This is a genomic window from Pseudomonas asiatica, assembly GCF_040214835.1.
Taxonomy (GTDB): Bacteria; Pseudomonadota; Gammaproteobacteria; order Pseudomonadales; family Pseudomonadaceae; genus Aquipseudomonas; species Aquipseudomonas putida_Z.
Window position 1 is genome coordinate 71,975 of record NZ_CP157874.1, and the last position, 12,063, is coordinate 84,037.

Consider the following 12,063-nt stretch of genomic DNA (forward strand, 5'->3'; position numbering starts at 1 on the left):
GCGCCCCCAGATTCTTAACGCTGATGCGGAACCAGGACCACCTGCGCCGGCAGCGACCGCTGAATCTCGTGCTTCTGCTTCAGCTCGAACCCGCTGTCGATCTTGCGCACGCGCTTCTCCAGCAAGGTCTTCAGCCAAGGCGCATCCTCGGTGCGCGGCACCTGGAACACCACGTCGCACTGGTAGCTCACCACATCGGCGGCAATGTCATCCAGCTGGCGACGCATGGCGCGGCTGTCGGTAGTCTTCAAGGCCACGACGGTGCTCGGTGCAGCCGGGTCGATGATGCGCGCCTTGGGCTTGGCCTCGGCCGCTTTCAACGCCGCTTCAGCCTTCTCCAGCTCGGCTTTGCGCGCCTGGGTCACGGTATCGCCACCAGTCACTGCCGGGGCCTGCGGCATCAGCGCGCGGGCACGGGCCAAGGCGGTGGCGGCAGCGTTCACATCACCCTTCTGCAGGAAGATCTGGCTGCGTTGCAGGTAGGCTTCGGCAAGCTGGCGCTGGTATTGCTCCAGGCGCGCGTCGTCCGGCGCCTGGGCCTGCAGGGCTGCCAGCTGGTCTTCGGCGGTGGCCAGCTCGTTGCTGGCGATGTTCTGTTGCAACTGCTGCCAGGCATCGGCTTGGGCAGGTGCGGTGGCCTGTTCGACCGGCGCGCTGGAACACGCAGCCAGGAACAGGGAAAACGCGGCAACAAGCAGATAACGGGAGGCGAACGGCTTCATTCCTGCGACTCTCTATTTGCGCAAAAAGCGAGCAAGTCTACACCCAGGTGCGCACGCTCGAAAACAAGTCTTACAGACCCTTTACGTGCGAAAAGGTTGCAGGGCGCGCCTTCATGCGCCCTGTTTTTCAGCGTTTTGGCAGGGCCAGGCTCAGCAAGAATAGCACCGCCGCGCAGACCACGATCGACGGGCCGGCGGGGGTGTCCTTGAACCAGGACATGGCCAGGCCACCGCATACCGCGGTCACGCCGAGCAGGCTGGCGCCCAGGGCCATCTGCTCGGGAGAGCGGGCGTGACGTTGCGCCGCAGCGGCAGGAATGATCAGCAGCGAGGTGATCAGCAGCACGCCGACGATCTTCATGGCCACGGCAATCACCACCGCGATCAGCAGCATCAGCGCCATGCGCAGCCCGGCCACCGGCAGGCCTTCGACCATGGCCAGCTCTTCGTGCACGGTGACTGCCAGCAACGGCCGCCACAGCGCAGCGAGCAGCAGCAACACCAGCGCGCTGCCGCCGAGGATCCAGGCCAGGTCGGTGGTGCTGATGGCCAGCAGGTCGCCGAACAGGTAGGCCATCAGGTCGATGCGTACATCATGCATGAAGCTCAGCACCACCAGGCCCAGCGACAATGTGCTGGGGGCGAGTATGCCGAGCAGGGTATCGGAGGCCAGCGGTTGGCGTTGCTGCAAGGTCACCAGCAAGATCGCCAGCAACAGGCAGCCCACGGTTACCGCCAGCGCCGGGCTGACGTCCAGGGCAAAGCCCAGGGCCACGCCGAGCAGGGCGGCGTGGGACAGGGTGTCGCCAAAATAGGCCATGCGCCGCCACACCACGAAGGATCCCAGTGGGCCGGCCACCAGCGCCAGGGACAAACCGGCAAGCAGGGCGTAGAGAAGAAAATCAGCCATGCTTGCAGTGCGCTCCGTGAACATGGGTGCCAGGGGCGACCACCGAGCCGTGCAGGTCGTGGCTGTGGTCGTGATGGTGGTGGTAGATGGCCAGGCTGGGTGCGGCGGTCTGGCCGAACAGCTCGACGAACGCCGGGTCGCCGCTGACCTGCTCGGGGTGGCCCGAGCAGCACACGTGGCGGTTCAGGCACACCACCTGGTCGGTGGCGCTCATCACCAGGTGCAAGTCGTGGGAAACCATCAGCACGCCGCAGCCGTGGCGGTCACGCAGGCGGGTAATGAGGTTGTACAGCTCGGTCTGGCCGACCACGTCTACGCCCTGCACCGGCTCGTCGAGCACCAGTAGCTGGGGTTCGCGCAGCAGGGCACGGGCCAGCAGCACGCGCTGCATCTCGCCGCCGGAAATGGTCTGGATCGGGCTGTCGATGACCTGCTCGGCACCCACTTCCTGCAACGCCGACAAGGCTGCCGCGCGGTCTACACCGGGCACCAGGCGCAGGAAGCGCAACACCGACAGCGGCAGCGTGGCATCGACCTGGATCTTTTGCGGCATGTAGCCAATGCGCAGTTTCGGCTTGCGCCATACCTTGCCGCGGTGCGGCTTGAGCAGGCCGAGCACGGCGCGCACCAGGGTGGTCTTGCCCGCGCCGTTCGGGCCGATCAGGGTGACGATCTGGCCAGGTGCGACCGACAGGTCGATGCTGTCGAGCACCGCCTCGCCACCGAAGGTGACGCCGACCTGCTCCAGGCGGATCAGTGCATCGCTCATGCCGCGCTCCGGCAATTGCTGCACAGACCGACCACTTCCACCGTCTGGGTCTCGACCGTGAAGCCCACGCCCTTGGCGCTGCTGATGATGGCGTCGCTGATACTGTCCTGTTCCAGTTCGATGGCCACATGGCAGGCCCGGCAGATCAGGAACTGCCCCTGGTGCAGGTGTTCCGGGTGGCTGCAGCCGATGAAGGCGTTGAGCGAGGCGATGCGGTGCACCAGGCCGTTTTCCAGCAGGAAGTCCAGCGCACGGTACACCGTGGGGGGCGCGGCGCGGCGGCCGTCCTGCTCACTGAGCACGGCGAGGATATCGTAGGCGCCCAGCGGCTTGTGGCTTTGCCACACCAGTTCCAGCACTCGACGGCGCAGCGCGGTCAGGCGCAGGCCCTGGCGGGTGCACAAGGCGTCGGCTTCAGCCAGTGCGCTGTGTACGCAATGGGAATGATCGTGAGGACGGTTGGCCAGCGGCGTGATGGACATGGGCAGCGACGGTTCTGGATGGAGACGTTATTATGTTACCTGTTTCTGACGACTCGAGTATTCACCGTGTCCCGATTCCTAGTCCTTTTTGTCGCTTTCATCGCATTTTCCGCCCAGGCCGACGTGCGCGTGCTGACCAGTATCAAACCGCTGCAGCAGATTGCCGCCGCCGTGCAGGATGGTGTTGGCAACCCCGAGGTATTGCTGCCGCCGGGTGCGTCGCCGCACCACTACGCGTTGCGCCCGTCCGACGTACGGCGGGTGGGCGATGCCGACCTGCTGTACTGGATCGGCCCGGACATGGAGGGCTTCCTGCCGCGGGTACTGGGCAATCGCAGCAAGGCCACGGTGGCCGTGCAGGCGCTACCGGGCATGAAGCTGCGGCATTTTGGCGAGGACAGCCATTCCCACGAGGAAGAAGACCACGACGACCATGATCATGACCACCGCCCGGGCAGCCTGGACGCGCACTTGTGGCTATCGTCGGTCAACGCGCGGGTGATTGCAGCGAAAATGGCGGCTGACCTGGCGCAGATCGATCCGGCCAATGCGGCGCGCTACCAGAGCAACCTCAAGACCTTCGACGAACGCCTGGACGCACTGGATGGACGGATCAAGGCGCGGGTGGCCGGGATTGCCGGCAAGCCTTACTTCGTGTTCCACGAAGCGTTCGACTACTTCGAGGCCGAGTATGGCCTGAAGCACACCGGAGTGTTCAGCGTGGCGTCCGAGGTGCAGCCGGGTGCGCAGCACGTGGCAGCCATGCGCAAGCGCCTGCAGGAAGTGGGCAAGACCTGTGTGTTCAGCGAACCGCCGCTGCGGCCGCGGCTGGCCGAGACCTTGACCGCCGGGCTGCCGGTGCGCCTGGCCGAGCTGGATGCCCTGGGCGGTACCGACCCGGTGGATGGCAAGGGCTATGAGCGCTTGCTGGAGAAGCTGGGTGGCGACCTGGTTGGGTGCCTGGAGCAGTTGTAAGCCTGGACCGGCCTCTTCGCGGGTAAACCCGCTCCCACAGGGATAGCGCCAGCCTCACGCCTGTGTGGGAGCGGGTTTACCCGCGAAGAAGCAGACACGCTCTAGAGGGCGAACGGCAGGTGCAAAGCCACCTGCTGACGCTGCGCCAAACGCACTTCGAACTCGCTCGGGTCGTGGATCATCACATCCATCCCGGCAAACGATTCCGCTGCAATCAGGCGCGACAGCCAGAAGCGCACGCAGCCTACCCGCAACATCTCCGGCCACAGCTCGGCTTCGGCCGCGGTGAACGGCCGCAGCGCCGCATAGGCCGCCAGCAATGCCTGGGCGCGTGGCACATCGATCGCGCCGTGTTCATCCAGGCACCAGTCGTTCACGGTGATGGCGATGTCATACAGCATCGGCCCGGAACAGGCGTTGTAGAAGTCGATCACACCGGTCAGGTGGGTGCCTTCGAACATCACGTTGTCGCGGAACAGGTCGGCGTGCAGGTTGGCCCGTGGCAGGGCCAGGATCTGTGCCTTGTGCGCGCTGATTTCATCCAGCGCCGGCTGCAGCAGCGCGGCTTGCTCGGCGGTAAGGCGCGGCAGCAGCTCGGCACCCGAGGCCAGCATCCAGTCCAGGCCGCGGTCGGTGCGGCGCTCGATGATGTGCTCGCGGGTAGCCAGGTGAATGTGCGCCAGCAGCTCGCCGACCTGGGCGCAGTGCTGGGCGTTCGGTGCCTTGATGTGCTTGCCCGACAGCCGTGGCTGCAGCAGCGCCGGCTTGCCGCACAGCTCGCGCAGGCCATTGCCGTCGCGGTCGCGTATGGCATAGGGCACCGGCATGTCGGCTGCGTGCAAAGTGTCCAGCAGCTCGATGAAGAACGGCATGTCCTCGCTGGGCCCGCGCTCGATCAGCGTCAGGACGAACTCCCCCTGTTCGAGGCTGACGAAGAAATTGCTGTTCTCTGTGCCGGCGGCGATGCCCTGGAAGTCGAGCAGACGACCCAGCGCGTACGGCGCCAGAAAGGTTTCCAGCTCAGGCCGGGTCACGGGGGTGAAGACTGACATGATGAAAAATTGCCCATACGGGCACTTCCGCCGGGAAGTGCCGGGTTGATGTGAACGGTGCGCGTCAGATTACCACTCGAAGATCTTCCAGGACGGAATCAGCATGTCCGGCTGGTCGGATCGAATGAAATTGCCATCAGAGCCATCGGCGCGTACCAGGAAATAAGGCTTGCCGTTTTTCGGCGTGATCTTGATCGCATACAGGAACCCGTTCTGCCGGTACTCCTGGATGGTTTTGTCGCCTTCCGTGCGAATGGTCACCTCGGGATCGGCCGAGGGGGCGTCGTCCGCCGCCAGGGTGACGACAGGCATGGTGGCCAACAGACCGAGCAGTAACAGGCGATTGAGTGTACGCATGATAACCTTGTCCCTTTGTCGTCAATGATTCTGGCTATTCTAGCGCCGGACCCGTCGAAAAGGTTGATTCTGCTCATGAGCCAAGCGCCCCTCGTCCTGGTGGACGGTTCCTCCTACCTGTACCGCGCCTTCCACGCGCTGCCGCCGTTGACTACCTCCAAAGGCATGCCGACCGGCGCGGTGAAGGGGGTGCTGAACATGCTCAAGAGCCTGCGCAAGCAATACCCCGACAGCCTGTTCGCGGTGGTGTTCGACGCCAAGGGTGGCACCTTCCGCGATGCCATGTTCGCCGAATACAAGGCCAACCGCCCAAGCATGCCGGACGACCTGCGGGTGCAGATCGAGCCGCTGCACGCCAGCGTCAAGGCGCTGGGCTACCCACTGCTGTGCGTCGAGGGGGTCGAGGCCGACGACGTGATCGGCACCCTGGCGCGCAGCAGCGCCGCGCTGGGCCGCCCGGTGATCATCTCGACCGGTGACAAGGACATGGCGCAGCTGGTGGACGGGCACATTACCTTGGTCAACACCATGACCGGAAGCGTGCTCGACGTGGCTGGCGTGCACGAGAAATTTGGCGTCGGCCCGGAACATATCATCGACTTCCTGGCGCTGATGGGCGACAAGGTCGACAACATTCCCGGTGTGCCGGGCGTGGGCGAAAAAACCGCGGTGGGCCTGCTGACCGGTATCGGCGGCGGCCTCAGCGACCTGTACGCCAACCTGGACAAGGTCCCGACGCTGGCCATTCGCGGCGCCAAGACCCTGCCGGCCAAGCTGGAAGAGCACCGCGACGCGGCGTTCCTGTCTTATGAGCTGGCTACCATCAAGGTCGACGTGCCCCTGGATATCGAAGTAGATGCCCTGGTGTGCGGCGAACCTGATCGCGACGCGTTGCTGGCGCTGTACACCGAGATGGAATTCAAGAGCTGGGTCGCCGAGGTGCAGCGTGACGCTGCCAAGGCCGGTGACGACATCGCGCCGATCGCGGAGCCGGTGGCCAAGACCGAGCCCAGGTACGAAACCATTCTCGACCAGCAACGTTTCGACTTCTGGCTGGAGAAGCTGCGTCAGGCGCCACTGTTTGCCTTCGACACCGAGACCACTGGCCTGGACGCACAGCAGGCGCAGCTTGTCGGCCTGTCGTTCGCCGTCGAGCCGCATGAAGCGGCCTATGTGCCGCTGGCCCACGACTATGAAGGCGCGCCGGTCCAGCTGGACCGCGCCGCCGTGCTGCTGGCGCTGAAGCCGCTGCTGGAAGACCCGGCCAAGGCCAAGGTCGGGCAGAACGCCAAGTACGACATCAACATCCTCGCCAATGGCTCGCCCGCCATCGAAATGCGCGGCGTTGCCTACGACACCATGCTCGAGTCGTACGTGCTGAACTCCACCGCCACCCGTCACGACATGGACAGCCTGGCACTGAAGTACCTCGACCACACCACCATCGCCTTCGAGGACATCGCCGGCAAGGGCGCCAAGCAGCTGACCTTCAACCAGATCCACCTGGACAAGGCCGGCCCCTACGCTGCCGAAGACGCCGACATCACCCTGCGCCTGCACCAAGCGCTGCAGGCGCGCCTGGCGCAGACGCCGAGCGTGCAGCCGGTGCTGATGGACATCGAGATGCCGCTGGTGCCGGTGCTGGCCAAGATCGAGCGCCAGGGGGCGCTGGTCGATGCCGCGCTGCTGCAGGTGCAGAGCGGTGAGCTGGGGGTGAAGATGGCCGAGCTGGAGCAGCGCGCCTATGAGCTGGCCGGTGAGGAGTTCAACCTCGGCTCGCCCAAGCAGCTGGGCGCGATCCTCTACGACAAGCTGGGCATGCCGGTGCTGAGCAAGACCACCAAGGGCCAGCCATCCACGGCAGAGGCGGTGCTCGACGAACTGGCCGAGCAAGGCTACCCGCTGCCGGAGGTACTGATGCAGTACCGCAGCCTGAGCAAGCTCAAGAGCACCTACACCGACAAGCTGCCGGGGCAGATCAACCCGCGCACCGGGCGTATCCACACCTCCTACCAGCAGGCGGTAGCGGCCACCGGCCGGCTGTCGTCCAGCGACCCGAACCTGCAGAACATCCCGATCCGCACTGCCGAAGGCCGGCGCATCCGTCAGGCCTTCGTCGCCAGCCCGGGCTACAAGCTGCTGGCGGCGGACTACTCGCAGATCGAGTTGCGCATCATGGCCCACCTGGCCAAGGACGAAGGCTTGCTGCATGCCTTCCGCAACGACCTGGACGTGCACCGCGCCACGGCGGCGGAAGTATTCGGCGTAGCCCTGGAAGACGTCACCACCGACCAGCGCCGCAGTGCCAAGGCCATCAACTTCGGCCTGATCTACGGCATGAGCGCCTTTGGCCTGGCCAAGCAGATCGGCGTCGACCGCAAGCAATCGCAGGATTACATCGACCGCTACTTCGCCCGCTACCCGGGCGTGCTGGCCTACATGGAGCGCACCCGCGCCCAGGCGGCGGAGCAAGGCTTTGTCGAAACCCTGTTCGGTCGCCGCCTGTACCTGCCGGATATCAATGCCAAGAACCCGGCCCTGCGCAAAGGCGCCGAGCGCACGGCGATCAACGCCCCGATGCAGGGCACTGCGGCCGATATCATCAAGCGGGCCATGGTCAATGTGGATAACTGGCTGAGCGAGAGCGGGCTGGACGCCCGGGTGATCCTGCAGGTACACGACGAACTGGTGCTGGAAGTGCGCGAGGACCTGGTGGAGCAGGTGAAAGATGAAATTCGCCAGCACATGAGCAAGGCCGCGCAGCTGGATGTACCGCTGCTGGTCGAGGCAGGAATTGGTGCGAATTGGGACGAAGCTCACTGATCGGGCGGGGAAAGCTGTGTAGGATCCGTGATGTAGGGATGCGGATCCTGGCACTGCTCAGTGCCAGTGGTGCTGAGGTTTCATGAAACTATCGCAAATAGTTTTCAGGGCTTTGGAACTAAACCGGTGAAGCGGAACTCAGAGTAACTGAATGGCTGGTGAAGCCTTTCGATGCTCCTATGTTGTGTTAAGTGTTGGCAGATATCTGGACCCCGCCCTAGCGGTCCGGACTTGGACCCCGAACTTCCCCCTCCCCATACGAAGTCCGGGGTTTTTTTTGCCCGGAATTTGACTTATGGCTAATAGAGAGCCCTGTGGGAGCGGGTTTACCCGCGAATGCGATGTCGGATGCACCGCCGCATTCGCGGGTAAACCCGCTCCCACAGGTTACGAGCAAACCTTCAAATGACTGGCTTGTCTTCCAGCTCCATCCAGTCTGCCAGCACTCGGTAGGCCTCTTCCACGCCCAGGCGCTTGGGCGCCGAGAACAGCTGGATGGTCACGCCGTCGCCCCAACCCTTGCGGATTTCCGACTGCACCTTGAGCAGAGTGTTCTTGCCCGCGCCGTGGGTCAGCTTGTCGGCCTTGGTCAGCAGGATGTGCATCGGCATGCTGCTGGCCTTGGCCCAGTCGAGCATCATCTTGTCGAAGTCGGTCATCGGGTGGCGCACGTCCATCATCAGGATCACGCCACGCAGGCACTCCCGGCTGCCCAGGTAGGCTTCCAAGTGTTTCTGCCAGTGCTGCTTGAGCGGAATCGGGACTTTTGCATAACCGTAGCCTGGCAGGTCGACCAAACGCCGTTCATCGTCCAGACTGAAGAAATTCAACAGCTGGGTGCGCCCGGGGGTTTTCGAGGTGCGCGCCAGGCTGGCATGAGTCAGGGTGTTGAGGGCGCTGGATTTGCCGGCGTTGGAGCGGCCGGCGAAAGCCACCTCGTAACCCTGGTCGTCCGGGCATTGTTCGACCTTGGCAGCGCTGAGGGCGAATTTGGCTTTCTGGCAGAGGCCGAGGATGGGGTTCTTGACTTGCATGGGATATCCGATGTGGGTGTTGCCTGACTCTATAGGCCCGAGCCTGGCAAGCGGTGTCGTTTCCGTTTGGATGGCGGAAGTATATAATGCCCCAGTTTTTGTGTGCTCATTCTCCCGGCGAAGGAGAACGGGCATGGGGTGTCGAACAATAGCTCGCGCAACAGAACGCAGCGCGGCCCCCAACCCTGAAGGTCGTTCCGCATGGCGAAATGGCTGCTTGCTGTCGGTATGTTCCTGCCGTTTTTCAGCGCACAGGCTACACAGGATCCCGAGGTGTTGTACAACCGCACGTGTGCGGCCTGTCACACCGGGCAGTTGCCACAGGCACCCAGGCAGGGTGACCGGGCAGCATGGGAGCCAAGGCTGGCGCAAGGCATGGATGTACTGGTGAAGCACGTGACCCAGGGTTTCAAGGCTATGCCGCCGCGTGGATTGTGCATGGACTGCAGTGCCGAGGACTACCGTTTGGTCATCCTTTGGATGAGTGGCAGTCCCGATACATAACATTTCACCCTTAGCCGTGTTGGATTAGCTGATGAACAAACTAGTCGTGAGTCTGCTGTTGACCTTGGGTGTCGCAGGTGCGGCCACTGCTGCGCAACCCGTCAAAGGCGATGCCGCCGCCGGCCAGGCCAAGACGGCCGTCTGTGGCGCCTGCCACAACCCCGACGGCAACAGCCTGGCACCGAACTTCCCGAAACTGGCCGGCCAAGGCCAGCGCTATCTCGAAAAACAAATGCACGATATCAAGTCGGGCAAGCGTACCGTACTGGAGATGACCGGCATGCTGGCCGCATTCAGCGACCAGGACCTGGCCGATATCGCCGCCTACTTCTCCAGCCAGAAAGGCAGCGTGGGCGCGGCCGATCCCAAGCTGGTCGAACGTGGCCGGGCGCTGTTCAACGGCGGCGACCTGGAAAAAGGCATGCCTGCCTGCACCGGCTGCCACTCGCCGAACGGCGCGGGTATCGCCCTGGCCGGCTTCCCGCACCTGGGCGGGCAGCATGCACAGTACGTGACCAAGCAGCTCACCGACTTCCGCGAAGGCAACCGCACCAACGATGGCGATGCCATGACCATGCGCACCATCGCCGGCAAGCTGAGCAACCACGACATCGAGGCGCTGGCCAGCTACATCCAGGGCCTGCACTGAGGCCCTTCGGCCGCCTGTGATGGCCCTATCGCCGGCAAGCCAGCTCCCATAGATGCTGCATATGGCTTGAGGTCGATGCGCTCGAGGTGGGAGCCGGCTTGCCGGCGATAGGGCCATCACAGGCGGTGCATTAACCTTCAGTTAATGTTGTAGGCCAATGATGAAAGGGCGGCCGGACCGCCCTTTTTTCCGTCCGCAGCCGTTACACTACAGAACTCGGCCCCTTCCCGGCCTGTCTCAGTGCAGGTCGCGTCGTGGCGACCAATGACTGCCCAGGAGTAAAGCATGCGTAAACTGATTCTCAGCGCCGCGCTGGTCGCTGCCAGCGTATTCGGTATGACTGCCGTCCAGGCCGCCGAGCCTGTCGCCGGCAAGGAATACCTCGAGCTGAGCAACCCTGTTCCGGTTTCCGTGCCTGGCAAGATCGAAGTGGTCGAGCTGTTCTGGTACGGCTGCCCACACTGCTACCACTTCGAGCCGACCATCAACCCGTGGGTCGAAAAACTGCCCAAGGACGTCAACTTCAAGCGCGTACCAGCCATGTTCGGTGGCCCATGGGACGCCCACGGCCAGATGTTCCTGACCCTCGAAGCCATGGGCGTCGAGCAGAAGGTACACGCCGCGGTGTTCGATGCCATCCAGAACCAGAAAAAGCGCCTGACCGACCCGCAGGACATGGCCGACTTCCTCGCCACTCAGGGCGTGGACAAGGACAAGTTCCTCGCCACCTTCAATTCGTTCGCCATCAAGGGCCAGGTCAACCAGGCCAAGGAACTGGCGAAAAAGTACGAGATCACCGGCGTACCGAGCATGGTGGTCAACGGCAAGTACCGCTTCGACCTGGGTACCGCCGGCGGGCCGGAAGGCGTACTGAACGTTGCCGACCAGCTGATCGCCAAGGAGCGCGCCGCTAAGTAAGCGGCGTAACCCATGCGCCGCTTCAGAACCGCGCGTGGCATTGGCCTGCACCAGCCGCAGGTCAACGAGCATCACCTGCACGCCCCTGGCCTGCCCGAGGATGGTCGTCTGCGGCTGCTCAGTTTCAACATCCAGGTGGGCATCAGCACCGAGCGCTACCGGCATTACGTGACCCGCAGCTGGCAGCACCTGCTGCCGCACAACGGGCGTGCAGGCAACCTGCAGAAGATTGGCCAACTGCTGGGCGACTTCGACCTGGTGGCCTTGCAGGAGGCCGATGGCGGCAGCCTGCGCTCGGGCTATGTCAACCAGGTCGAGCACCTTGCCCACCTGGGTGCCTTCCCCTACTGGTACCAGCAACTCAACCGCAACCTTGGGCGTTTTGCCCAGCACAGCAATGGCGTGCTCAGCCGCCTGAAGCCACAACTGCTCGAGGATCACCCATTGCCCGGCCCGGCTGGGCGTGGTGCGATTCTGGTGCGCTTTGGCGAGGGCGAAGATGCGCTGATCGTGGTGATGATGCACCTGGCCCTCGGCGCCAAGACCCGCGCCCTGCAACTGGGTTACATCCGCGAGCTGATTGGCGGTTACCGCCACCAGGTGCTGATGGGCGACATGAATACCCATGCCACCGACCTGCTGGAGCACTCGCCGTTGCGCGACCTGGGCCTGATTGCCCCACAAGTCGAGGCCACCTTCCCCAGCTGGCGTCCACAGCGTTGCCTGGACCACATCCTGCTCAGCCCAAGCCTCACGCTGGAGCGTGTCGAGGTGCTGGCGCAGCCAATTTCCGACCACCTTCCCGTTGCTGTCGAGATTCGATTGCCTGATGCATTGACTGTGGATACGCTGCCGGTCCTGAGCTAAT

The 12,063-nt window shown here is 63.8% G+C and carries 12 protein-coding genes and 1 pseudogene; 6 read left to right on the top strand and 7 right to left on the bottom strand.

What is annotated here, in order from left to right; genetic code table 11:
* Positions 1–14: 14 nt before the first annotated feature.
* From ABNP31_RS00355 to zur, 4 genes are all read right to left on the bottom strand, one after another.
* Entirely contained in the window at positions 15–722 is a 708-nt protein-coding gene (locus tag ABNP31_RS00355) for a PA5502 family lipoprotein (protein ID WP_025337218.1), read from the bottom strand.
* 127 nt (positions 723–849) lie between these two features.
* Entirely contained in the window at positions 850–1,632 is a 783-nt protein-coding gene (gene znuB / locus ABNP31_RS00360) for a zinc ABC transporter permease subunit ZnuB (protein ID WP_003253007.1), read from the bottom strand.
* Positions 1,625–2,401: a zinc ABC transporter ATP-binding protein ZnuC gene (gene znuC / locus ABNP31_RS00365; RefSeq protein ID WP_025337219.1), complete on the bottom strand. Its 777-nt coding sequence runs from the start codon at positions 2,399–2,401 to the stop codon at positions 1,625–1,627. The genes znuB and znuC overlap by 8 nt, the downstream gene beginning before the upstream one ends.
* Positions 2,398–2,883, bottom strand: a complete 486-nt coding sequence (gene zur, locus ABNP31_RS00370) for a zinc uptake transcriptional repressor Zur (RefSeq protein WP_025337220.1) — start codon at positions 2,881–2,883, stop codon at positions 2,398–2,400. The genes znuC and zur overlap by 4 nt, the downstream gene beginning before the upstream one ends.
* 18 nt (positions 2,884–2,901) lie before the next feature.
* Here zur and ABNP31_RS00375 point away from each other — a divergent pair, with 18 nt between their 5' ends.
* Positions 2,902–3,858: a zinc ABC transporter substrate-binding protein gene (locus ABNP31_RS00375; protein ID WP_085665600.1), complete on the top strand. Its 957-nt coding sequence runs from the start codon at positions 2,902–2,904 to the stop codon at positions 3,856–3,858.
* Between the two features lie 101 nt (positions 3,859–3,959).
* Here the strand turns inward: ABNP31_RS00375 and ABNP31_RS00380 are convergent, their stop codons facing one another.
* Together ABNP31_RS00380 and ABNP31_RS00385 are read right to left on the bottom strand one after the other, a co-directional pair.
* Positions 3,960–4,910 carry a homoserine kinase gene (locus tag ABNP31_RS00380; RefSeq protein ID WP_024087954.1) on the bottom strand — a complete coding sequence of 317 codons (951 nt, stop codon included), beginning with the start codon at positions 4,908–4,910 and terminating at the stop codon, positions 3,960–3,962.
* 69 nt (positions 4,911–4,979) lie between these two features.
* Positions 4,980–5,267 carry a DUF2782 domain-containing protein gene (locus ABNP31_RS00385; RefSeq protein WP_013970316.1) on the bottom strand — a complete coding sequence of 96 codons (288 nt, stop codon included), beginning with the start codon at positions 5,265–5,267 and terminating at the stop codon, positions 4,980–4,982.
* A gap of 75 nt (positions 5,268–5,342) precedes the next feature.
* Here ABNP31_RS00385 and polA point away from each other — a divergent pair, with 75 nt between their 5' ends.
* Entirely contained in the window at positions 5,343–8,090 is a 2,748-nt protein-coding gene (polA, locus tag ABNP31_RS00390) for a DNA polymerase I (RefSeq protein ID WP_238067112.1), read from the top strand.
* A gap of 401 nt (positions 8,091–8,491) precedes the next feature.
* Here polA and yihA read toward each other — a convergent pair whose 3' ends face one another.
* Entirely contained in the window at positions 8,492–9,124 is a 633-nt protein-coding gene (yihA, locus tag ABNP31_RS00395; RefSeq protein WP_085665602.1) for a ribosome biogenesis GTP-binding protein YihA/YsxC, read from the bottom strand.
* Positions 9,125–9,325: 201 nt separating this feature from the next.
* On the opposite strand from yihA, the gene ABNP31_RS00400 reads away from it, so the two are divergent.
* The 4 genes and pseudogenes from ABNP31_RS00400 (at position 9,326) to ABNP31_RS00415 (ending at position 12,062) form a co-directional block, all read left to right on the top strand.
* Positions 9,326–9,628 (top strand): c-type cytochrome, encoded by a 303-nt coding sequence (locus ABNP31_RS00400; RefSeq protein WP_015268479.1) that lies wholly within the window; start codon positions 9,326–9,328, stop codon positions 9,626–9,628.
* 31 nt (positions 9,629–9,659) lie between these two features.
* Positions 9,660–10,277, top strand: a complete 618-nt coding sequence (locus ABNP31_RS00405) for a c-type cytochrome (RefSeq protein ID WP_238067113.1) — start codon at positions 9,660–9,662, stop codon at positions 10,275–10,277.
* A gap of 285 nt (positions 10,278–10,562) precedes the next feature.
* On the top strand, positions 10,563–11,195 hold the full coding sequence (dsbA, locus tag ABNP31_RS00410) for a thiol:disulfide interchange protein DsbA (RefSeq protein ID WP_025337225.1): 633 nt from the start codon (positions 10,563–10,565) through the stop codon (positions 11,193–11,195).
* A 34-nt stretch (positions 11,196–11,229) separates the two neighbouring features.
* Positions 11,230–12,062 (top strand): annotated as a pseudogene (locus ABNP31_RS00415) (endonuclease/exonuclease/phosphatase family protein).
* The last annotated feature ends 1 nt before the right edge of the window (position 12,063 follow it).